This window comes from Streptomyces griseus, assembly GCF_001715295.1.
Classification (GTDB): Bacteria; Actinomycetota; Actinomycetes; order Streptomycetales; family Streptomycetaceae; genus Streptomyces; species Streptomyces griseus_G.
In genome coordinates this window covers 446,633-468,965 of record NZ_MDKB01000004.1, presented here as the reverse complement: position 1 = coordinate 468,965, position 22,333 = coordinate 446,633, and the positions used below count along the sequence as shown (strand labels likewise).

General features: G+C 68.3%; 14 protein-coding genes and 4 pseudogenes. 11 read left to right on the top strand and 7 right to left on the bottom strand.

The annotated features are described in order from the left end of the window. Positions 1–23: 23 nt before the first annotated feature. Both BA175_RS23680 and BA175_RS23675 read right to left on the bottom strand, forming a co-directional pair. Positions 24–1,007 (bottom strand): annotated as a pseudogene (locus BA175_RS23680) (GNAT family N-acetyltransferase). A 141-nt stretch (positions 1,008–1,148) separates the two neighbouring features. Further along, positions 1,149–3,107, bottom strand: coding sequence for an FG-GAP-like repeat-containing protein (locus BA175_RS23675; protein WP_254667953.1), 1,959 nt, complete (start codon positions 3,105–3,107; stop codon positions 1,149–1,151). 1,146 nt (positions 3,108–4,253) lie between these two features. On the opposite strand from BA175_RS23675, the gene BA175_RS23670 reads away from it, so the two are divergent. After that, positions 4,254–5,477 (top strand): MFS transporter, encoded by a 1,224-nt coding sequence (locus BA175_RS23670; RefSeq protein ID WP_069173500.1) that lies wholly within the window; start codon positions 4,254–4,256, stop codon positions 5,475–5,477. A gap of 595 nt (positions 5,478–6,072) precedes the next feature. On the opposite strand, the gene BA175_RS23665 is transcribed toward BA175_RS23670, so the two are convergent. After that, positions 6,073–6,441, bottom strand: coding sequence for an ATP-dependent DNA ligase (locus BA175_RS23665; protein ID WP_069173499.1), 369 nt, complete (start codon positions 6,439–6,441; stop codon positions 6,073–6,075). Between the two features lie 467 nt (positions 6,442–6,908). On the opposite strand from BA175_RS23665, the gene BA175_RS23660 reads away from it, so the two are divergent. Continuing rightward, positions 6,909–8,636, top strand: a complete 1,728-nt coding sequence (locus tag BA175_RS23660; RefSeq protein ID WP_079159754.1) for an IS1182 family transposase — start codon at positions 6,909–6,911, stop codon at positions 8,634–8,636. A gap of 76 nt (positions 8,637–8,712) precedes the next feature. On the opposite strand, the gene BA175_RS23655 is transcribed toward BA175_RS23660, so the two are convergent. Further along, positions 8,713–9,012, bottom strand: coding sequence for a transposase (locus BA175_RS23655; RefSeq protein ID WP_069173497.1), 300 nt, complete (start codon positions 9,010–9,012; stop codon positions 8,713–8,715). Between the two features lie 169 nt (positions 9,013–9,181). Here BA175_RS23655 and BA175_RS23650 point away from each other — a divergent pair, with 169 nt between their 5' ends. From BA175_RS23650 to BA175_RS23635, 4 genes and pseudogenes are all read left to right on the top strand, one after another. Further along, entirely contained in the window at positions 9,182–11,599 is a 2,418-nt protein-coding gene (locus tag BA175_RS23650; RefSeq protein WP_069173496.1) for a GDSL-type esterase/lipase family protein, read from the top strand. 533 nt (positions 11,600–12,132) lie between these two features. Next, positions 12,133–12,360, top strand: coding sequence for a hypothetical protein (locus BA175_RS23640; protein ID WP_254667952.1), 228 nt, complete (start codon positions 12,133–12,135; stop codon positions 12,358–12,360). Between the two features lie 108 nt (positions 12,361–12,468). Continuing rightward, positions 12,469–12,645, top strand: a pseudogene (locus tag BA175_RS30010) (IS5/IS1182 family transposase); the annotation flags it as partial. A gap of 151 nt (positions 12,646–12,796) precedes the next feature. Beyond that, positions 12,797–13,180, top strand: coding sequence for a hypothetical protein (locus tag BA175_RS23635; RefSeq protein ID WP_069173494.1), 384 nt, complete (start codon positions 12,797–12,799; stop codon positions 13,178–13,180). 21 nt (positions 13,181–13,201) lie between these two features. On the opposite strand, the pseudogene BA175_RS30005 reads toward BA175_RS23635, so the two are convergent. Further along, a pseudogene (locus tag BA175_RS30005) lies at positions 13,202–13,360 on the bottom strand (ATP-binding protein); the annotation flags it as partial. Between the two features lie 172 nt (positions 13,361–13,532). Here BA175_RS30005 and BA175_RS31930 point away from each other — a divergent pair. The 3 genes and pseudogenes from BA175_RS31930 to BA175_RS23625 all read left to right on the top strand — a co-directional run. Then, positions 13,533–13,709, top strand: a pseudogene (locus tag BA175_RS31930) (transposase); the annotation flags it as partial. A gap of 637 nt (positions 13,710–14,346) precedes the next feature. Beyond that, positions 14,347–15,726, top strand: a complete 1,380-nt coding sequence (locus BA175_RS23630; protein ID WP_069173493.1) for a hypothetical protein — start codon at positions 14,347–14,349, stop codon at positions 15,724–15,726. 194 nt (positions 15,727–15,920) lie between these two features. Continuing rightward, complete coding sequence (locus tag BA175_RS23625) at positions 15,921–16,454, top strand: 2'-5' RNA ligase family protein (protein WP_069173731.1); 534 nt, start codon at positions 15,921–15,923, stop codon at positions 16,452–16,454. 522 nt (positions 16,455–16,976) lie between these two features. Here BA175_RS23625 and BA175_RS23620 read toward each other — a convergent pair. Beyond that, complete coding sequence (locus BA175_RS23620; protein ID WP_069173492.1) at positions 16,977–17,231, bottom strand: hypothetical protein; 255 nt, start codon at positions 17,229–17,231, stop codon at positions 16,977–16,979. A gap of 853 nt (positions 17,232–18,084) precedes the next feature. Between BA175_RS23620 and BA175_RS31270 the strand changes: the two genes are divergently transcribed. Beyond that, on the top strand, positions 18,085–20,313 hold the full coding sequence (locus BA175_RS31270) for an ATP-dependent DNA helicase (protein ID WP_175420903.1): 2,229 nt from the start codon (positions 18,085–18,087) through the stop codon (positions 20,311–20,313). Positions 20,314–20,451: 138 nt separating this feature from the next. Here BA175_RS31270 and BA175_RS23610 read toward each other — a convergent pair whose 3' ends face one another. Then, positions 20,452–20,805 (bottom strand): hypothetical protein, encoded by a 354-nt coding sequence (locus BA175_RS23610; RefSeq protein ID WP_069173490.1) that lies wholly within the window; start codon positions 20,803–20,805, stop codon positions 20,452–20,454. A 202-nt stretch (positions 20,806–21,007) separates the two neighbouring features. Here BA175_RS23610 and BA175_RS23605 point away from each other — a divergent pair, with 202 nt between their 5' ends. Continuing rightward, complete coding sequence (locus BA175_RS23605; RefSeq protein WP_069173489.1) at positions 21,008–22,201, top strand: pentapeptide repeat-containing protein; 1,194 nt, start codon at positions 21,008–21,010, stop codon at positions 22,199–22,201. Positions 22,202–22,333 lie beyond the last annotated feature (132 nt).

The following is a 22,333-nucleotide window of genomic DNA, read 5'->3' as shown; positions in this document are numbered from 1 at the left end:
CGGACAGTCCAATGACCGGTCGATCAAGCGAGCGGCTTGCGGTAACGGACATACTCGTTTTGTCTCCGGAACCCCACGCTCTCGTAAAGATCGTAGGACCGGTGCGGATTTGCCGTGCCCGTGTACAGCCTGGCAGTCGTTGCACCCTGCTCGCGTAGGCTTCGCAGCCCGTCCCGCAGCAGGATCCGCCCGATTCCGAGGCGTCGTTGGTCCTTTCGGACACTCAGCTCTTCCACCTCGCCCACGGTGTGGTCGTGACGGCGGATGGAGCAGAGGGCCACGCCGAGTATGTTCTGCCCGTTCCAGGCAGCCCTTCAACATGCCGGGTCGGCGGTGTCGACAAAGTCCTGGAAGGACCATTTCCGAGTGAAACCGGTGTCCGCATACGAATCGACGACCGTCCTCCAGGCCGCACGGTAGTGGCTGGTCCCGATCGGCCCCGTCCTTATACCGGCCGGGAGTTCGCTGCCCGGCTCGGGCAACTGCTGCAGATCGCCCAGCTCTAGCTCGACCAGACTGAAGACACGTCGGTAGCCGACTGCGAGCAGAAGCGCCGTGGCGTCCTGCTCGGAGACCATGGGGTTCGCACCGATCACTGCAGTCCGCGCCGTGCCATGTTTTTCGACGAGCTGACGGATCCGCTCTTCGGCCCAACTCAGCATGGCTGATCCGATGCCCCGGTCGCGATGCTCGGGCAAGAGGTAACCGCGATGCAGGTACAGCCACGTATCGTTCCGCTCCTGCCACCACCGGATCGTGGAGTAACCGACGACGCTCCCGTCGCGCACCACCAGGACCTGGTTCTATGACGGCTCGTCCAGCTTGGCAGATGCCTCGGCGATCCCGACCGCTGTCGGGAGCCCTTTCACAACCGAACGGGCGTCGACCCGGTCCCGTTCGACACATCCCAGCCGCACCGCGGCCATGGGGCCGTGGTCCTCGTCGCCCCGATAAGGCCGGAACCCAAAGACGGCTGGGAGGCCCTGTTCTGGCGTGTCATCCGACATGATCGGATGATCTCGAACTTCGAGGCAGGTCCGCCACCCTGTTCATGATGCATGCTGCGGTCGTCTGCGGCCGTTCCACCAGGTAGCCGCGTTCGACACGCGTGGGCGGCAGTGTCTGCCGCCCACGCGCTCGTCTGGGGGTCAGCGGCACTTTCCGGTCATCCAGGACCTGAACTCCTTCGGCCATGTGGTGACCATCGGTACCGAAGTGACCGGGGAGCCGTACTGGTTGAGCTTCTCCTGCCACTGGCCGTAGTTGCCGGAAGCCGCCGGGGCGGGCTCCTCCCAGCCGAACTTGTCGACCCAACGCGGGTAGTTCGTGAGTGTGCCGCCGAGACCGGCCGCTTCCATGCGCTTCTTCAGCTCGGCTCGCAGGTCGTCCGCGTCCACACTCCCGTAGATCATGATCTTCTGCGTAGCGGCACGCTCCGCGATGGGTGCGATGACCTCGTTCCATGCGGTCTCGCGGATGGACGCGTCGTCGTTGAGCAGCGACTGCCTCGCCTCACGCTTGAGCTCGACGAACGCGGCCATATTCTGCTGCTTGGCGCTGTCGAGCCATTCACGGAAGGTGTACACGGTCTCGCCGGCGTACGGACCGTGGTCGATCGTGCGGCCCTTGAGCTGATCGGCGCCGGTAGCCCACCAGATGTCCGTGATGCTGGCCTTGGGACCCGTGAGCCCTCTGGTCGTACTGTTGTGCCACATTACGCCCTTGGTGCCATCCTTGGTGAGCTGGAGGTCAGCCTCCACACCGCGCGCTCCCCAGCTCTTCTGTTGCGCGAGCCCCGCGGGGTGGTTCGGCTGGCGAACCTGGTCCCGCTCCCAGGCGTTGTCCCCGGTGGGGTAGCCGCCGTGCCCGTAGACCGTGGGGCAGAGGGGCGGGGAGCTGTTGTAACGCTCCACCATGTGGACCCTGGCGAAGGTCCAGCCGTTGTCGACGTTCCAGCTGTGCAGGGGGGCATCGAGGGTGCCGTCGGTCTTGGCGGTGAAGGTGATGGTCTTCGCCCGGCCGTCGCTGTACCCGTAGTAGGTGGCCAGGTCGTCGCGGCCGTCACCGTTGTAGTCGCCGGTCACGAGATACATCTGGTACCGCTCGTACCAGCCCTCCGGCGCGTTCATGAGCTCGCGCCGGTTGCCGAACCTCCCGGCGTCGTCGAGGTCGAAGCCGATCAGGGCGTCGTGCCCGTCGGCGTAGTCGTACCACGCGGCGAATTCGTCGCGGCCGTTGCCGTCGAAGTCACCGGCGTGCACGCTCACCCGGTCGAACTGCCAGCCGCTGGACTCCCAGCCGCGTACAGGCTCACCGAACCCGCCGTCGGCCTTCGCGGCGAAGGCCATCAGCCTGACGGTTCCGGCGGTGTAACTGTCCAGGACACCGATGTCGTCCCGGCCGTCACCGTTAAAGTCACCGGTGGCGAACTTCATGCGCTCGACCTCCCATCCTTCGGCGTCGGTGCGCGCGAAGGAGGAGAAGGGGCTGGAGAAGCCGCCGCCGGGATCGGAGAGGAACGTGAAGAGTTTGTCGTCGCCGTTCCGGTAGTCGTACCAGGCGGCGACGTCGTCCCGGCCGTCACCGTTGAAGTCACCGGCCTGGGCGTTGATGGCGTCAAAGGTCCAGTTGCCAGGTGCCACCGCCCAGGAGGAGAAATGGGTGGCGAAGGTGCCGTTGCCCTTGCCGAGCCAGGTGAAGAGGGTGACCCGTCCGTCGTCGTAACCGTAGAAGGCCGCGACGTCCCCCGTCCCGTCCCCGTTGAAGTCACCGGTCACGCGCTTCATGTGCTCGGCCCAGAAGTTCCCCGCGCCGGTCTCCCAGCCCACGCGGGGAGCGAGGAAACCGCCGTCCGGACCGGCGACGAAGGTCTGCATGGCATCGTGGCCGTCGGCGTAGTCGTACCAGGCGACCATGTCGCTTCGGCCGTCACCGTCGTAATCGTGACGGGGAGCGGAGCCGTCGGCCCGTACGTTCGCTGCTCGCGTTCCGTCCTCGGCCTGGGCGGAGACGGAGCTGACAAAGGGCACCTGTGGTGCGGTCGCGACACTGGCGCCGGCATCGGTGGTGGTGGACGCGACGGCCGACGCGAACCCCCTGTCCGCCATGGCACTTGCGTTGCCTGGACCCGTCTGCAGACCGAGCAAGGCGCACACGACAGCGGTGCATATTATGCCGATAGGTATCTTCATGCGGCTTTTCATTCCCCTTGTTCACTCTCGCTGTCACAGGACGGAGAGCGCGCCCGCCTTCCACAGGCGCGCGTCACTGTGCCGACCCGGGAGAGATTCCCCCCAGGCTGCCGGGCCCCCGTGACCCGGCAAAGCCGTCGACGATTACATCACCGCCACGTATTTGCGAACAGGTTGTTTCAGGCGGCTTCGGTGCCGGGTACCGAGCGCTGAATCGTTCCCAGGAGGCCGTGGCGGCCGGCCGGCGGGCTGTTGCCCTGCTGGCCGCAGCTCAGGACTGGTTCCGTACCAGGGAGGCGTGGGGTCAGCTCGCCGCTACCCTGGCCGCTGTCGGGGCCGATCCGTTCACACCGGCCCGGCCCAACGCATCGCATCAGAACTCACAGCACCAGCCGCCATGAGATGAAGCCCCACGACAGCAACGCCCACCCACGACCTCTGACCTCATGACAGGGCATGTGGTGATCGACGGTGAGCCGTGCGGCGTGTCCAGCGCGGTCGCGCCGGGGTTGTCGAGGCGGGCCCCAGCCAGAGACAGCACGCCGCCCACCCGAGCACGGGCCACTTTGACTTCTCCGTGGGCGGTAAATCCGTGCTCCAGGGCGAGGTCTGCGTGGACGCACAGGTTTTCGGCGTCCAGGCCGGGCAGGTGGCAGCCGGTCATGCGGATCAGAGGGACGGTGGCGTGAGAAGCCGTATCTCAACCATCGTGGAACGTGCGGGTCGAACAGGTTTCCCGCCGGGGTGATCTTCCCGTTGTGCGCGCATGAAGGCAGGGTTGTTCGGTAGCTCGGGGATGCGAATCCAACCGAGCAGTGCCGGGAGGCCCTGGTGTCGTTGTTGTACGCGTCCAGCCCGTTCAGTTCAACTCGGCAGCTCCATCGTGTGATTGGCGCATGTGTACGGCAACGCGGCCGACCGTCCGAACCCGGAACGCCGGTATCCCTCGGACGTGTCGGACGCGGAAGCCGTTGTTGACGTCGCGAAACTGCCAGAAGGTGGCTCCTGTCCCTGCTGAAATAGTGTCACACTTCATGTGATGCCCAACACGGGACGGGATTCATGTCCACAGCAACCACCACTTCCATCGACTCGCCTTCATTGCCGGCTCGATCACCATTGGTATCGTGGCTGGCGGTGATTTCGGTGATGTTGGGGATCTTCTCGATCATCACCACCGAGATCCTGCCGATCGGCCTCTTGACTTCGATTGGCTCGAGTTTCGCAATCTCCGATGGAATGGCTGGTCTGATGATGACCATGCCTGGTTTTCTGGCCGCGGCATCGGCGCCCGTGGTAACTGTCGCCACGGGGCGCATCGATCGTCGGCTCATGCTGGCTACGTTTATTCTGTTGCTGGCATTGGCGAATTTCCTGGCCGCGGCTGCGCCGAGCTACTGGCTGGTCCTGGTCTCACGTGTATTGGTCGGGGTCACCATCGGTGGTTTCTGGTCCATCGGCGCGGGGCTGGCAAGCCGGCTGGTTCCTGCCGAATCGGTGGGCCGGGCAACCGCCGTGATCTTCTCCGCGGTGCCTCTCGGGTCCGTGCTCGGAGTTCCGCTGGGTACGCTCACCGGAGACGTTGCGGGGTGGCGTACCGCGTTTCTTATCATGGGGATTCTGACCCTCTGTGTCTTCGCCATGTTGCTCCTGGTGGTCCCGCCGCTGCCGACCGATGAGCCGACTCGTCTGAGTGCGCTCACGGGCATGCTCAGGAGTGTCAATACTCGGTTTGCCTTGGTGATGACGTTCCTTGTGGTGCTCTCCCACTTCGGTGCCTACACCTATATCACTCCCTTCCTGGAGCAGGTGACTCATGTGAGCGCCGGGCTCATCACGGTCTATCTGCTCGTGTACGGAATTGCAGGAATTGCCGGGAACTTCCTGGGCGGATCGGCTGTGGCGCGGTATCCGATGGGCACCTTCGCAGCCGCCGCCCTGATGATCGCCGGCGCGACTGTGCTGCTCCCGGTGCTTGGCAAGGATGATCTCGGCGCCGTGGCCCTGCTGGTTTTGTGGGGCGTTGCCTACGGTGCCGTGCCTGTCTGCTCGCAGACCTGGTTCGCCAAGGCCTCACCCGATTCACCCGAGGCCTCTTCCGTGCTCTTCACGGCCTCGTTCCAGGCCACCATTTCCATCGGGGCGCTGGTCGGAGGCGTCGTGGTTGACCACTCCTCCCCATCCATGGTCATGACGCTCGCTGGCACAGCCGCTGCCCTGATGGTGCTGGTCGCCTGGTCCCACTGCGCCCGGAAGATTCCGTTGCCTGACCCGGCCAAGCCGTAAATAGCCGCATCTCAAACGATCTTGGAACGTGCGGGTCTGACAGGGTTCCTGGTCGGGTGGTCTTCCGGCGGTACGTGTATGAAGGCAGAGCCTCTTGGTAGCTCGGGGGTGCGACCCCATCCAGGACATGACGGACGCGGAATGGGTGGCGGTGCGGCCCTTGCTGCCCACGCCTTCCTGGCTGGAGGCCGGGGCGGGCAGCGAAGTAGGGGCCCATCTCCATGAGGAAGTCCCAGCCCTCGCGCTGGGTCGTGTCGTGAGGAAGCCAGCCTGCGCGCACCCGGCCATGTGAAAGCCGGTCAGGGCATGGGCTGCAAACGGGCTGGACAGCGCTGCCCGGCTCAGCGGATCCGGGGCAGCGCCTGTCGGGGTGCGCGGTGTGGACGTAGCGGACGGCGGTGCCGGGATGGATGCCGAACAGGTGCACCAGGCGTATCGGGCCGGCGGTCTGCCGGGCGCAGCGCCCGCCGGAACGTCGAGGGCACCATCTTCGGCGCGACCAGCGGCAGCGCGAGGCGTTCTTGTGCGAGCAGGAGATACGTCCAACACAGTTCTCGGACCTGCTGACATGCAACAGATCCCACGCAGAGATCATCTACGAACCCGTGTGTACTCCAGTTGTCAGGTGAGCAGGCTGCTTCCGGGCGGCGCGCTCGGCTTTGACGTCGCGGAGCCGGGCCCGGTGCTGCAGTGGGGTGAAGTTCAGTCTGCTGGTGTTCCAGACCACCAGTTCGGCGTCGACGACTGCCTCGACGCCGAGCGTGGCCGCGGTCTGGGTGATCTCCGGGAAGGCCGGTCCGAGATCGGCGCCGCGCCTGGACTGGAAGTACGGCTTGGGGCCGGGGAACACCCGGACGCGGAATCCGTCCGCCTTCTGCCCGAACAGCACCAGCCTTGCCCTGGAGGACGGCAGAGCCGTCACGGAGCGGGCCAGCATCGGCTCGACCGGCGGTGGGAGGTGCACCCTCTACGCCTACGCCTTCCGCGCCCTGACCGCCTGCGCGCCGCGCGGCCGGCGGCTCACCGGGTGTGTAGCGATCGGGCGGAAGGTGATCGGCTGCCCCGGCCCGGCCCGCGGCTGCCGGACGCCGGCGATTTGCCGACCACCCTGGGCCTGCGGAGCTCCCTCGGGGCGCCGCGGCCGAGCCCGGTCACAGCAGTCGCCGGACTGATAGACCCCGCACCTAAGGGCTGTCCCGCACTTCCCGGTGGATCAGCGTGCGGCGTCGGATGCGGGGCATCGCAAGGCGGAGGGGCGTCCGCATACTGGATGTATGGGGACGTTCCGACAACGCGGCGAGGTGCCGTAGCTGTCGTCGCACGCCCGCCGGGAATTACGGGACAGCCCTTAGCTTGACTCTGTCGGGGATCTTGGAGTTTCCCAGTGCGGCAGCATGGTCGACGGGCATGCTCGGGTAGTTCCGTCGTCCGATGAAGCTGTCGAGGTGCCCGTTGTCCCTGCGCCCCCGTTCCGGTGAGCACGTTCCGCCTCTGACCGCGCAAATCGCGCGGGCGAGCAACCCGGGTGGTACGACGGCGATATGGGTGCGTGACCGGCTGGACGGGCTGTGGTGCGACGAGGACTTCGCCGACTGGTACCCCAGGGACGGACGTCCAGGGCTTTCGCCTGCTCAATTGGCCACCGTCTGTGTACTGCAGTTCCTGCTTGGCCTGTCGGACCGGCAGGCCGCCGAGGCGGTCCGCTGCCGCATCGACTTCAAGTACGCGATGGCCATGGAGCTGGATGATTCCGGCTTCCACCACAGTGTGCTGGCCGACTTCCGCGACCGTCTCACCGGGGACGGCCGTGCCGACCGCCTCCTCGACCTCGCACTGTCCCGCCTCAAGGAGGCCGGACTGGTGCGCGAGCGCACCACGCAGCGCACCGACTCCACCCACGTGCTGGCGGCGGTGCGTGACCTGACCCGCCTGGAGCTGATCACCGAGGCGGTCCGCGCCGCCCTCGAAGAAGTCGCCGGCACCTCCCCTCACCTGCTCGACGGGCTCATCGATGAGGACTGGGGGCTCCGCTACGGCCGGCCGGTCCGTCTGGGCAAGAACCCCACCAAGCCCAAGACCAGGATCCTCACCACCGGGAACGACGCCGTCCGGCTTCTGAAGCACCTCTACCGGCACGCAGCAGGCCGCGCGTCCGGCCCCCGTGTCCAGGCCCTGCGCCAGATCATGGTGCAGAACTACCACCGTGACGCCGCAGGACACCTGTGCTGGCGCACCGCCGAGAAGGAAGGCGGGGCCGGGCTGCCACCCTCGTCCCGGGCTATCGTCTCGCCCTACGACACCTCGGCCCGCTACGCACGGCACGGACACATCATCAGCTGGAAGGGGTTCGCCGCCCATCTGACCGAGACCTGTGCGTCCGACACCCCCAATGTGATCACGGACGTGGCCACCACCGCGTCCACCACCCACGACAGCCAGGTCCTGCCTGGCATCCACGCCCGCCTGTCCCGCCGCGGGCTGCTGCCCGCCGAGCACCTGGTCGACGCCGGCTACACCTCCCTGCCTCATCTGGAACAAGCCGCGCGTGAACACCAGGTCACCGTCTTCGGACCGCTGAAGAGCAACCCCACACTCCAGCACCGTCGAGGCGAGGGCTTCGCCCGGGACGACTTCCACATCGACTTCGACCTTCGGCAGGTCACCTGTCCCCAGGGCCAGGTCAGCGCGGGCTGGCACGGCCCCTACCCGACATCCTCGCCCACCGCTGCCCCGCTGATCGTGGCACGATTCACCAAGAGCCAGTGCCGTCCCTGCCCGGCTCGCGCCCAGTGCACCAGCACGGCCGACAGCGCCCGCACCGTGGGCTTTCCCCCGCGCGAGCTCCGCGACCTGCAACTCCATGTCCGTGCCGAGCAGCAGACGCCCGAGTGGAAGGCCCGCTATGCGGTCCGCTCCGGAGTGGAGGGCACGGTCAATGAGTTCGCCCACGGACACGGCATGCGCCGCTGTCGCTACCGAGGGCAGAGCAAAGCCCACGTCCAGCACGTCCTGACGGCCATCGCCATCAACATCGAGCGCCTCAGCGGTCTCCCACCGGCCGGGGAAGCACTCCCTTCCCGACGACCGACCGCCTTCCAGAGCTACCTCGACCGGTGCGAGATCTTCAGGCCAAGATCCTGGCGCACCCTGGGCACCTGACCTCGGCAACTCCAAGATCCCCGACAGAGTCAAGTTAGCTAGCGGCGCCGGAGGTCGGCGACACACTGGAAGCGGTTCACCAGCGCGTCTTCCCGGCGAAATACTGCGCCGCTTTGTGCAGGATCTCCCGTTCCTCCTCCAGCTCACGGACCTTCTTCCGCAAGGCGGCGTTCTCCGCCTCCGGCGGCGCCGGCGGCAGGGCTGGTTCCCGCGTCCGCCGTCCTCGGGGACGGCTCACCCCGGCTCCCCGAACCCAGTTCCGCAGCGTCTCCGGGTTGATCCCCAGATCGGCTGCGACCGACCTGATCGTCGCTTCCGGCCGCGCTTCGTCCAGCGCGACCGCATCCGCCTTGAACTCCGGCGGATAGTTCTTCATGACCGCGAGATGTCCGTTCTCAGATCCTCAGGATCCAGTGTCTCGTGTGCTCAACATCCAGGGTCAAGGGCCATGAGGATGGCGCGGTGGCTTGAAATGCTCTCTGAGGGGCGCGTTTTGTTGACACTGATGTGGCGCCTGTGCCCTCTAATCAGGTATGAGATCTCACATGCACGACCGCACGACATGGCGGGTACTACTGACCGTGGCCCTCGCGTTGGCCACGTCGCTGACCATGGTCGTTCTCACGTCGAAGCCCGCGCGTGCCGAAGGCCTGGATGAGCGGACGACCATCACCTGGAATATGCAGGGCGAGAGCCTGGGTGGCGAGTCCGGTGTCAAGTGGCGGCACGTGCAGAACTACTTGCAACAGGCATCGGTCCTGCTGTTGCAGGAGACCGGCGCCGGTCCGCCGTCGAGCATGCGTGACGACGCGGGCCACCGCCTCAGCTCGACCACGTATACGACGGTGGACGGGCACCGGTACCAGAACAGCCTGTGGAACCCGGAGGGTTCGGACAGGGGCACACCGTACGAGGTGTTCTTCCTGCAGACGGATTCCAACGGCGGGACCGGCAGCGGCGGCCGGGTGAACGTCTCCATCATCACCCGCAGTACGCCGGACGAGGTCCGGGTGGTCGACAACCCCGTCAACGCCGGCCGCCGTGCCCTGGGCGTGCGTTTCGACAACCACTGGTACTTCACCTTCCACGGCCTGTCCGGTGGCGGCGGCGACTCCGCGACCATGCTCGACGCGATCGACCGCACTGTCCAGTCCTGGAACGACCACTTCGAGTGGACGGTGGGGGGCGACTTCAACACCACCCCGCAAGTACTCGAGAACCGGCGGGACTTCCCGGAGGTGGCGTGGACTCACACCACCGGTCTGCCGACCCACCGCGGTGACCCGCCGCGCGAGCTGGACTACTTCGTCAGCGACCAGTACCAACCCCACGTCATGATGCAACGCCTGGACCCGGGGGTCTCCGATCACTGGCCGGTGCAGGCGGGCCCCGACCAGCCCTACGAACCCCACTGGCCCGAGGACATGGACCTCATGGCCATGGGTGACTCCATCACCCATGGGGTCAACCACAGCCAGGACGACGGATACCGCAGCGACGTGAAGAACCATCTCCTGTGGTCCAACTGGGCCGACGACACAGGTAGCTACAGGAAGCGCGACATCGACATGGTCGGCTCCCAGCGCTCCGGGAACATGGAAGACCGCGACCACGAGGGCGTCCCGGGTGACCGGATCGACGAGATCGCGGACCGGGCGAAGTGCTCAGTCAAGGTGCACCGGCCCAATGTGGTCACCTTGCTCGCCGGGACCAACGACATGAACCAGAACCACCAGCTCGGAACTGCGCCGGAACGGCTGGGCGACCTGATCGACCAGATCCTGAACGATGCACCGGAAGCCGCGATCATGGTGGCCACGTTGCCTCCCTCCACCAAGGCGGGCATGCAGGACAAGATCGACCGGTACAACGCCGAACTGCCCCGCATCGTCCAGGACCGCCAACGGCAGGGCAAGCACGTCCGGCTCGTCAACCTGGGCGACCTGACCACCGCGGACGTCGACGGCTCGCACCCTCACGACGAGGGCTACCGAAAGATCGCCGACAAGTTCCACGACGCGTTGCTGCTCGCCGAGAATCAAGGGTGGATCAAGAAGCCCGTCCCGGGGGGCGGCGGCGAATGCGGCGACACGGACGAGAGCAAGGCCGGACCGGGCTGGCGCTCGCTGGGTGTCGTCGCTCCCGGCATGACCTATCCCTCGGGCCGCACCGACCTCGCGGACTTCGACGGCGACGGTCGCGACGACTACGTACGCGTCGACCAGAAGAACCGCACCCTGCGCATCGCCCTGAACCGCCCGAGCGACAAGCCCGGCTCCCCGGTATGGAAGCAAGTGGACACCGATGTCCACGGCGCCCTCGACAGCGCGTGGTTCCCGGGCCGGAAACTCGACTTCGCCGATGTCAACGGAGACGGCTTGGACGACATCGTCCTGATCCCGGCCTCGGACACCGACAAGGCAGTGCTGAGCATCCTGAACCAGGGCCTCAAGAGCACCAGCAATGGAAGCGCGATCTGGTGGGAAGGCAGTGGAGGGCCGATGGGCCTGAACCTTGACCACGTCGAGCAGGACGCCGTCCGGTTCGCCGATGTCAACGGTGACGGCCGCGACGACTACCTCAGGGTCGGCAGGGACGGCTCCGTGCACGCCTACTACAACGTGGAATCGGACACCGGCTACTGGAAGTGGGAGGAGCACCTGAACTGGGCACCCGGCGTCTTCTACGGCTCACGTGACAAGCTCCGCCTCGCGGACGTCAACGGCGACGGCAAGGCCGACTACCTCATGGTCGGAGGGCGCGGCAACGTCCACGCCTACATTAACGAGGGCGGCCGGGGCAACGGCGGCTTCACCGAGCACCGCGACTTCGTCAAAGAGACCGGATACCCCGGTGACAAGTCCACGTTCCGCGACGTCAGCGGCGACGGCAAGGCCGACTACGTCGTCGTCTACGACGGCGGATCCGTCCGGGCCTGGCTCAACCGAGGCGGCAACACCTAGAGCCCCCACCCGATGCCCCCGGTCGGGGCTCGGTGCATGCAGCCACCGAGCCCCGACCGGGACCGGCCTCGCTCTACGACCACTGGAACCCGGGCACCTTCGCCGCGCTGGATCGCTGTCGCACGAACCGGCGGCATGATGTACGACACCCTGGAGAGGCGCTGGACGGCCAGCTCCAGCAGCCGGTGCCCGCCCGCCGGCGCGCCACCACCGGCGCCGAGACCGACCTGCTGACCCGTGCCCGCGACGCGCTGGAGCACACCGGGCTACCAGTGTTCCCCTCGACGAGTAGCACATCCGCGCCCGCCTGCAGGAGGCGATGGCCCGCCCCGCCGTCCCAGAAGGCCCCGCCCCGGCGGCGGCCACCGCCCATGACGAGGCTCATGCCCAGGTCCTTGCCGCAGGTTCCGTTGCACCCGGAGTGGACCGGTGACCTGGGTGCTGAGCACCGTCATCTCCCTGCTACTGCGCGCGACCGGCCCCCTCCTCCGGCGCGGACTGCCCCACCTCGCCATGGCCGCCAGGCCGCGCACGTGTGCGGAGCATCCCTCGCCGCCGCACGCGGGCTTCTCTGCATACCCCTGTGGTCACCGGCCGAGGAGTGGCCGTTGGTCACCGTCCTGGTCGGACTGCTGGGAGCTACGGTCTGCCTGGCCGCGCTCGTGGGGCTGCTCGCGGTGGGCCTGCTCCTGCCGCTGGCCATCACGGCCGACTGCCTGAGCCGACGGCCGGGCACCGAGAGAGGATCGCTGGGGTCTTGAACGCGTTGGCCTGTGTGCTGAGCGCGAGTTGGACGCTCCTGCGTGACGGCGAAGCTCCTGGTAGATGGGTTCTCGACCAAGATCACCCGTGTCCGCCAGGAGCTTCGTGTGCTTGTCTATCCGTCGTCGATCGATCTGTCCACCCGCACCCTGCGGTTCCTGGCCGGGCAACTGACAGCCAGACGGAGGGAGATCGGCACGCGGTGGCGGCGGCTTCTCGCAGCGCGACAGGCTCTGCCGGCCCTGGCCCACCTGCGGTGCGGTGACACCTACGCACAGCTCGCGGTGTCGGCGTACTTCGTTGAGTGCTCCACGAAGTACGAAGATACGTGCACCACGCGAGGCGAGGTGGAGGGCAGGACGGAAGGACGTCAGATATCCCGTTGCCGTCGGCAACGGGGGCACCGACCATGTGCATCCAGGAAGAAGGGGTGCCATGGGGCTGTGTCTGTTCCCTGGTGACGGCGATCTCGATGGGCCGGATGCTTGCTTCTCGTATGGGGGCTTCGATCAGTTCCGCCGGCGTCTGGCCCACGCGGAAGGCTTCGACCTCGGCGAGATGGTCGGCTTCGGAGGAGACCGGCCATGGGCGGAGGTCTCAACCGAGCTCGAGCCGTTCCTCAATCATCCAGACGACCACGGCAAGGACTTGGCTCCCCAGGATTGCGCCGCGTTTCTCCCCAGGCTGGAGGCGATCTTGGGGCAGTGGACATTGGGAAGTCGCGATTCAGGCGTGGAGAGACACATCGAGGACATTCAGCGGCTTTCAGTCGTGCTGCGTGTCTGCATCCGGAAGAACGTTGATCTTTACTTTGGATGACGGATCGCAAGCAGTGGTGGCTCAGGCAGCGGCGTCCCGGTCTCGTTCGATGGCGGCGAGCCGGTTCTTGAGGCGGTAGCTGGGGCCGTTGATGGAGATGACGTCGCAGTGGTGCAGGAGTCGGTCGAGGATGGCGGTGGCCAGGACCTCGTCGCCAAACACCTGTCCCCCTTCGCTGAAGGGACTGCTGCATGATCAGGGAGTGGATACGGCCGACGCCGCATTGCTTGCCGTAGCTGTGCGAATAGATGATGCAGGGGCCAGTGCTAGAATCCGCAGCCCAAGCAGAGTTCTCCGCCCGGTACGCCAGAAGCTCTGCTGCCAGCGCCGCTGAGGACTCGTTTGGCATCTCGGTGTGAAGCCGCTGATCGCCCGCCGCGGCACCGCGCACGGTTTCGGCCTGGGGGCTCAACGGTGGGTGGTCGAACGCGCATTCGCCCACTTGCACTGGTTCCGCCGAATTCGGATCCGCTGGGAGAGACGCGATGACATCCATGAAGCGTTCCTCATCCTCGGCTGCGCTCTCATCTACCAGGGGCTTCACCACGTTGTCAGCCCAACCGGCTCGCTGCTGCAAGTTGGAAAGGGCTCAGTAGCTTGTGCACTGGAGGGGGGTCGCCGGCCTCCAGCCGTGCCGCGCGCCGTGCCTCGCCCCGGGCGCGGTGGTGCGCGCACCGGCACGCGGCGTCGGCGGCGAGCAGGCTGGGCGCGGCTCACACGACGAGGATGCCCAGCAGCCACTCGTGGTGGACGAGGAGCCAGCCCGCGGCGGCCAGCTCGGCGAGGGCGAGGGCGCGGCAGGCGCGGGCGACGGTGAGGTGTCGGGTCACCGGTGGCTCCCGGTGGATGGGCTGTTCATGATGCGATTGCGGATGCCCCGTCCGGCCCGCCTCAGCCCGCCGGACGGTCGCCCACGTGGTTCGGTGAGCGCCGGAGGCGGCCGTCCACGCTGCCCCGGCCGCAGCCGTCGTCGCCGTGCGCGAGCCGGGCCGGAACACCACCGTGCCGGTGCGCGACATGTCCGGCCGACGGCCCGTCCTCGGCCGGCGTCACTGCCGGTCTCGCGGCGTCGTCGGCCCTGTTGTCAGTGGTGTGCAGCATGATGCGGTGCAGGTGACGGCCCGTCCGACGGGGATTTCCGAGGCCGTCCTGGACGAGGGGGTGCTGTGCGCAGGCCGGTCACGGGCGAGGTGCACGTTCACTACGGTCAGATCTACGCCGAGAGCGATCCGGACGGTACGACGCCGGGTCTCCCGGAGGCGTTCGCGGGCCAGAGCGGCGGGTTGTGCGGAGCCGCGGTCCCGGGCGCGCTCTGGCTGCACACCGGACTGCACACGGGCAATGTCGGCTTCGTCGTGGAAGTCCACGACGTACCCCCGGCAGTGGACCCGGACTGGGAGGAGGTGGTGGAGGTGTCCTTCCGGCCGGTGTCGGAACGCACCAGCCTGGTGCAGTGGGCGGGCGAGGCCGTTTGGGACCTGGATCTCACCCGGACCGATTACCGGGTGCGGTACTGCGCCCGGGGAATGGACCGGGGACGGGAACTCGACACCCGAGTGACCGGGGAGCCGCAGGCGGACAGCTACCTCCTGCAGTTCTGGCCCGCGCCGCCCCGCCCGGACCGGGTGATCCGCCGGACCTCCCAAAACGCCGCGTACTGGCACCGCTACGCCAGCCAACTTCCGCCACCGCCCACACCCGAGCAGCGCGCCGAGTCCGAACGCCAGGCCCGCCAGGCGCAGGAGCGGGCCGCTGAGGAGCAGCGAGTGCACCACGAGCGCTGGCAGTGGGGCGGACGGCTGCCGAGCCGGGCACTGCGCGATGTCCGTGAGAGCAATGTCCTCGGGCTGCTCCGCTTCGACAGCGACCTGGTGCACGCCCTCGACGCGGCGGGACCCGGCGTCCAGCGTGCGGTGGCGCTGCTGACCGCGCGGCGGGCCTGCGAAGCGGCGGGCCTGACCGATGTGCCGTGGGTCGCCGAGGCGCTCACCGCGTTGGTGCAAGAGCGTCCGCTGCCGCCGCCGTTCGACGACACGGCCCGGATGTGGGAGACCCTTCGCTGCGATCCGCGCGTACCGGACCGGTCAGTGCTCGAGGCGATACCTCCGGAGCGAGCGCCGTACCGGCCGCCGACCCCTGCGGGCCGACCGCTGCTGCAGCAGGTCCCTCCGACGGCGGCGATGGCCGGAAGGAAGAGAAGGTGGGTCTCGGCCGTGGAGTCGGGCCAGGACGCACCGAGCCGGCCGGGCCTCGGCCGGGTACTGGGCACGCTCGCACCGATGCCACCCGCCGACCGGAGCACGACACCGGCCGCAGGCACGGGACACGATGCCGCCGTGGTGGTCCACGCCTCCGGTCCCCCGCGTGAACTCTCGCGGATCTCGCAGCCGCACTTCGCCCTTCCCGCCATACTCGCCGCGGCCGAGCCCGTCCCGCTCAAGGCGGCACTGGACGCGGTGTGGCACGCCCTGAACACCTATGGCGAGCACTACCCGGAACTGCTGGAAGAGATCCGGGCGGCGTGCGCCGAGCGGACGGGGGAGTAGGGCCACCCCTCCCTTCCGTCAACGGTGCCTCCACGGACCTTGACGGAAGAAGCCGAGCCGTCCATTTCTCGCCCTGCCCCCTGCCCGCAGGCTGCAGGCCGGCTCACCGCAGGCGTCGTGCACTACCTGCCGGGCCGTCCCGGACCGGCGGGCGGGCGGTGCAATCCGCGGGTAGTCGTCGGTAGGCTGCGGTGGTGCGCACGGTTGAGCTTCTGTTGGACGAGACGGCAGAACTGGCGGTCCGGGAGGCCTGGCGGCGGCTGGCGGATGCGGGGCTGCCCAGTCAGGCGCGCCACCGCTCACCGACGAACAGCCCGCACCTGACCCTGGCCGCCTGCCCGGAGCTGACCGCCCCGATTCGCTGGGAGCTCGCCGAGGCGGCTGCCACCCTGCCGCTGCCGGTGCACTTCACCGGCGTGGTCCGTTTCGAGCGGCCCACCTCCGTGCTGGCCTGGGCGCTAGACCACGACTCCGTGCTGGCCGGTCTGCACCGCCGGGTGTGGGAGGCGGTGGCCTCGGACAGCCCGCCCCAGACCCTCAACCCCTTCCACGCACCGGGGAGCTGGAGCCCGCACATCACCCTCGGCCGGACCCGGCGGGCCGGTGCCTTCGCCGGCCGGAGGGTCCCCGAACTGCTGCCGGCGCCACCGCTGTCGGCCCGGCTCACCACCCTGCGCAGCTACGACACCGAGACCGGCACCTTGGAGGTCCTGGCGCCACGCCCCTGACGAACGCCGTGGGGGCCGTAGGCGTCGAGACCCTGCTCCCCGCACGCGCGGGGATGGTCCCCCGGTCGGGCGTCGCGCGCTGCCATTCCCGGTCTGCTCCCCGCACCCGCGGGGACGGTCCCAGGGCCGCAGTCTCCTGCCACCCCTTCATAGTGCAGTGACGGGATCATTGTTGGCCGCACGGTGACGCAGTGGCGGATCTCGTGCTGAAGAAGATGGATACCGAGCAGCAACAGGTGCTCCTTGCCCGGCTTCTCACCGCGCACAGCGATGTGGCCAGCAGCTGAGCCGCAACACCCCAATAGGGCGCGGCCGCCCACATACGGCTCTGCCGACGGGCGACCGGATACAGCGAACGCCCCGCGACTCGAGGTCCGCGGGGCGTGCGGTGACAGGCAGTCCACGGTGGAGGCCTGCGTCGCCTTGCGTCCTGGTAACGACGGGCTCCGCAGTGCCGTTACGGTGCCGTCGCGCTCAGGGCACGGGTGGGCATGGCAGAACTCTCCTTCATGGGGTGGTGGCCTATCGCAGGAACAGCTTGGTCTGGGCGCTGTTGATGTAGTCGAAGGTGACGCTGAACGTTCTGCGAGTGCCGGAGCCGCAGGCCTCGAACTCCCGGGTGGTTCCGGCATCGGGGTCGATCCGGACGACCGCGCACTTGCCGTCGGTGCGGGTGTCGTCGACCCAGCCGTAGACCTTCAGGTCTCCGAGGTCGCATTCCGTCCCAAGTGGTACCCGCCCCCGGCTGTTCGGTGCCCAGGCGCATGCTGCGGCCACCGCCGGGCCGCTCCTCGAAGTGGATCCGCTGTACGTATCCCCGCTGCTGCAGGACGTCGGCAGTGACGGGCACACCGGGCCCGAGGATGACCTCCCAGAAGTCCTCGGCCCAGGCGACAGGCCGATTACGGTCCAGGTGCAGCAGGAAAGTCCGGCCGTCCTCCAGCCTGGCCGGCACCGCCGAGCCCATCGGTTCGGGATAGCTGAACTCGGCACCCACTCCCTGGGAGCTCAGCCATGCCGCCAGGTGAGCCTTCGCGAACAAGTGATTGGCGCTGTCCTTGCCCTTCGCCTTCCGGCCGCACCGCTCACCCGCCCCGCCGGACGCATAGTGGGCGAAATGAAAGATCCGGTCAGTACATAGACGTGTCGTCAGCCAGCGCCCGCACCCACCCTCGAACATGGTGCCGCACCAGATGGTGTCGTTCTTGTGCCCGAGCCGGAAAGCCTCCAACTCCTCCACGGTCTCCGGGCACACAGCAGGCTCGTCCGACCCCGGGTTCCCGAGAACCGCAGTCCGGATCAGGCGTCGATCCATGGTGCTCCCATCCCTCCGCCATGCCCCGACCAGCAGGATCAGCAGACCTCACGAAGCACTACCGAGACCGTGTCTCCCATGGTCGGTTCGAGGAGCCCGTTCGTAGCAGCGGGGGGCGGCTGCCGGTCCGGGAAAGGCCAGGTGGTTGCCTGGTTCGCGCCGGTAGCGGTGGTGGAGCCGGCGGTCGCTGGCCGGGACGTAGACGACCCGTCCGCGCCGGCCGGAGTCGGTGTCCTTGCGTGCGATACGGAACCGGGCACGGTCGGCCACGCGCGCGGCAGGGACCGGCTCCCGCAGGGGCCGGCCGCCGCACCGATGCGGCGCCCGGATCCGCCGGAGGGCTACCGCGAGGCCATCGCCGGCTACCAGGCGTCCGGCATCCCTGCCCGCACGGTGGCCTCCTGGCTCCAGCAGATCCGCACCGGCTCCGGGCTCAGCGGGATCGACGTCCTGGTCGTGGACGAGGCCACTATGGTGGACGACCGGGCGGCCGAGGTCCTCATGCGCGAGGCGGCCCGCACCGGGACCAAGGTGATCGGCATCGGCGACCCTCTCCAGCTCCAGGCCATCGGCGCCGGCGGATGGTTCAAGGACATCCACGAACTGGTCGGCGGGCTCACCCTCACCGAGAACCGCCGCCAGGAGGACGCCTCCGAACGCCACGCCCTGGAGGTGTGGCGCACCGGGGACCACGACCAGGCGCTCCGGCTGTTCGCCGAGCGCGGCCGCGTCCACCCCACCGAGTCCGCCGACGAGGCTCGCTCCCAGATCCTCACCGTTTGGGACGAGCTCCGGCGCGACCGCTGGCCCGACACCCATGACCTACTCGACAAGCTGGTCGTCCTCGCCGCCCGCAACAGCGACGTGGACGCGCTCAACGCCGGGGCGCAGCAGATTCGCCGCGCCGCCGGCGAACTCGGGGAGGAGCGCACCTACGCCCTGCCCGGCGGTGACCGGCTCACCCTCGCCGAGGGCGACGCCGTACGGGTCCGCGCCAACGACTACCGCAGCCGCCGCGGGGAGGGGCCTGACCTCCTCTACGGGTACCGGGCCGTCGTCTCCCAGCTCGCCGACGACGGGCGGGTCGAGGTCACGTGGCGCACCCGAGAGCGCGGCCCGGACGACGCCTACGCGTCCGCGTGGCTGACGCCGGACCAGATCGCGGGCGGAGCCCTGTCGCTGGGGTACGCCATGACGATCGCCGCCTCGCAGGGCATGACGTACGACACCAGCCTGATGTACGGGCACGGAGCCAACGCGTTCGCCGCGTACCCCGGGCTGACCCGGGCGCGGCGGGAGAACCACCTCTGGTTGCCCTTGCAGGTCATCGAATCGGAGAACACCCAAGCGAGGCTCGGTGCGGCCCGGACCGAGAAGGAGCGCCTGGAGCGCGCCGTCGACGCCTACGCCCGGTTCCTCGGGCAGTCGCGGCCCGACAGCATGGTGTCCGACCTGTTCCACGAACCGCCGGCCCCTGCGGTCGTCGTGCCGTCGCCGACGCCCATCCGAGCCGTCAGCAGCGCGGCCGCCCGCGCACGATCCCCACGGCACGTCCAGCAGCGAGAGGAAGAAGCCACCGCCCCGCGCGAGTACCGGCTCACCGACGAGCAGAAGCAGCGCCTGGAAGACATGCGAGAGGAACGAGAACTCGCCGGGACGCGGGCCTGGAACCAGCGCCCGTACGGCGGCCACACCGACCAGGAGCTGACCCGGCTCATCGCCACCGGCCCCGTCGACGCCCGCCGGGAGGACCGGGACGCGGCCGCCGCCGACGAAGCCAAGGCCACGCTGCTGCGGGAGATTGAGGACGCCGCCGCCGGCGGAACGACCCCGGGGCAGATCGAGGTCGCACCGATCTACGCGGTGCTGGACCAGGCCGACGAGCACCTGGCCCTCGCTCGTACCGAGCAGGCCCGGGAGACGGAGGCCGCCAAGGTCGCCGCGACCGCCGACGAGCACTTGCGCGTGCTCGCCCTGTCCGACGGCAAGGGCCGCTTGGCCCTACGGATGGCGGGCACCTCCCGTAAGGAGCACGCCCAGCTCAAGAAGCAGGCTGAGGCGGACCGGGCGGCCGGGCACAGTGAGGCCGCCGACGCACGGATGGCCGCCGGGTGGGCAGCCGCGGACGCCTGGAAGACCGTGCGAGAGAGCCCGTACGCCTCCGTCCTCGGAGCCACCGAGCACCGGGTGCCGGACGTCGACACCGTCGCGGCCCGGCTCGCCGAGATGCGCCAGACCAAGGTGCCCGCCCGCGCCCAGCAGAAGGACGCCGGCGACCAGAAGCGCATCGCCCGCTTCAACGCCACGGCGAACACGGCGAGGAAGGCCGCCTCGATGTACCGGGCCGTCGCCGACGACGCCCGCACCGAGAAGGCCCTCCGTCAGCGGATCGCCCAGCAGCACCCGGAGCTCCACCGCGCAGAGACCCGGGCACGGGCTGACATCCAGCAAGCGCAGCAGGCGCAAGCCGCCCGCGTCGAGCAGCAGAACCACCGGTACCAACCGCCCGCGCCAAGCCGCTCGGGCCCCAAGCGCGGTCTCTGAACAGGTACACGTATGGAACTCGTGAGACCGTCCCACGCGCGTGCGTGCGGGAAGTCCCATCCCTGGTCACGGGGTTACTGGACTTTCTGGACCGCTCTACGCGGGCGCGCGATGAGACCCGTGAAACCCGGCTTCTCGTCAGGGGGCGGGCGGCGCGTAGGTGATGCCGACGTCGCCAGCGGACGTCGCGGCGAGAGCCACCACCCGCCAGATCACTGCGGGGACGCCGTCCAGGGGCCCGTCACAGGCGTGGTTGAGGAGGTCCACGACCAGAGACACCGACGCGCCGTCCGGCCCGTGCGCCGACAACTTGGCCTGCTGCGCCGTCCAGGGCTGTCCCTTCGGCGCCGCGAACTCCACCAGGGCGTGGTAGGCCACGAGGTCCGTGCCGTCCTGGGTGAGGACGAGCGTGCCCGCCTGGAGGTCGAGGCCGACGGCGACTTGGGTGTCCTCCTGCGTCACGACGGGTTCGCCGGTGGCGCTCAGCTCCATGCTGCTCTCCAAGGTGAAGGCGGGCTCGTCTGCCGAGCATCGCAGCCGACCGTCTCCCGTGGGCGCCGGTTGGCCAGCATGCCAGCAAGCCGACGTGCTGGCGTGCTGACGCGTGATCCATTCGGAACGGGGGGCGGAAACGGTCCCCTCGGATCCCGAACCTCACTGCAACCGTCGATCCCCGAGCGTTGTCTTGAGCCTCATGGCAGCCAACCGCGGGCCGCGACCCGCTCCGAATGATCGAGAGTTACGACTGTGGAAGGTTGGCCGCGCGCTCGGTCTGGCCTTCGCCGGTGCGGTCCTGGCCGCGGGCGGCATCTTCTACACCCTGGTGGTGCTGCTGGACTTCAAGGAGATCGATTCCACCGCGAAGCTCGACGCGAAGACGCTCTTCGACTTGGTGAAGCTCTCCTTCGGGGTCGTGGCCGGGGCCGGCGCGCTCGTCGCCCTGGTCGTCGCGTACCGCCGCCAGCGCGTCGACGAGGCCGGCGCCCACCGCGAAGCCACCCGGCTGCACACCGAGCGCTTCTCTCAAGCAGTCGACAAACTCGGCTCCGACTCCCCGGCCGTCCGGCTCGGTGGCGTCCACGCCCTGGCCGGCCTCGCCGACGACGCCCCCGACGACAGCCTCCGCCAGACCTGCATCGACGTCCTGTGCGCCTACCTCCAACTCCCCTTCACCCCCGACCCAGGAACCGATCACACCCACCAAGAGGAGCACCACCGCTACCTGGCATTTCGCAAGGTGCGCCACACGATCCTGCGCCTCATAGGCGACCACTACCGACGCCAGCGGGGGGCACACCGCTCCTGGCAGGGCTGCGACCTAGACCTCACCGGCGTCATCATCGACGGCCCCTTGAACTTCGACGGCGCGAGTTTCTCCGGCTCCAGGGTGTCCTTCGACGGCGCAACATTCTCCGGCGGCACGGTGTCTTTCTACGAGGCGAGTTTCTCGGGCGGCAGGGTGTCCTTCGGCGGCGCAACATTCTCCGGGGGCGATGTGTTCTTCGGCGCCGCGACGTTCTCCGACGGCGAGGTGTCCTTCGGCGCCGCGACGTTCTCGGGCGGCACGGTGTCCTTCCCTGAAGCGAGGTTCTCCGGCGGCGATGTGTCCCTCCACAGCTCGGTGTTCTCCGGCTGCATGGTGTCCTTCGGCGGCGCGACGTTCTCGGGCGGCAGGGTGTCCCTCGGCGGCGCAACATTCTCCGGGGGCCATGTGTCCTTCCGTCGCGCAACGTTCTCCGGCAGCAACGTGGACTTCGAAGACGCGACGTTCTCCGGTGGCGGGATGTCCTTCTCTCGGGCGATAGGTGAAGCTCCGCGTGGGCTTCCTCTCGACAATCCCCCCGCGGAGGTGGGGGACATCCCCGCAGAGTGGCGAGTAAATCCGTAGCCAGTGGGGGCGGAAACGGTCGATTGCGCCCCCATGTCTACCGTCCATTCATCGAGTCCGCCAAAAGGGTCATACCCGGTCATGTATCCAATGGATTCCATTCGTGTATTGCCCCCCTTTTCGCCCCCAAGG

Coding starts and splice junctions, on each gene's coding strand:
- BA175_RS23675 (WP_254667953.1), bottom strand. CDS start 3,107: ATGGCGGACAGGGGGTTCGCGTCGGCCGTCGCGTCCACCACCACCGAT.
- BA175_RS23670 (WP_069173500.1), top strand. CDS start 4,254: ATGTCCACAGCAACCACCACTTCCATCGACTCGCCTTCATTGCCGGCT.
- BA175_RS23660 (WP_079159754.1), top strand. CDS start 6,909: ATGAAGCTGTCGAGGTGCCCGTTGTCCCTGCGCCCCCGTTCCGGTGAG.
- BA175_RS23655 (WP_069173497.1), bottom strand. CDS start 9,012: ATGAAGAACTATCCGCCGGAGTTCAAGGCGGATGCGGTCGCGCTGGAC.
- BA175_RS23650 (WP_069173496.1), top strand. CDS start 9,182: ATGCACGACCGCACGACATGGCGGGTACTACTGACCGTGGCCCTCGCG.
- BA175_RS23635 (WP_069173494.1), top strand. CDS start 12,797: ATGGGGCTGTGTCTGTTCCCTGGTGACGGCGATCTCGATGGGCCGGAT.
- BA175_RS31270 (WP_175420903.1), top strand. CDS start 18,085: ATGCGGCGCCCGGATCCGCCGGAGGGCTACCGCGAGGCCATCGCCGGC.
- BA175_RS23610 (WP_069173490.1), bottom strand. CDS start 20,805: ATGGAGCTGAGCGCCACCGGCGAACCCGTCGTGACGCAGGAGGACACC.
- BA175_RS23605 (WP_069173489.1), top strand. CDS start 21,008: ATGGCAGCCAACCGCGGGCCGCGACCCGCTCCGAATGATCGAGAGTTA.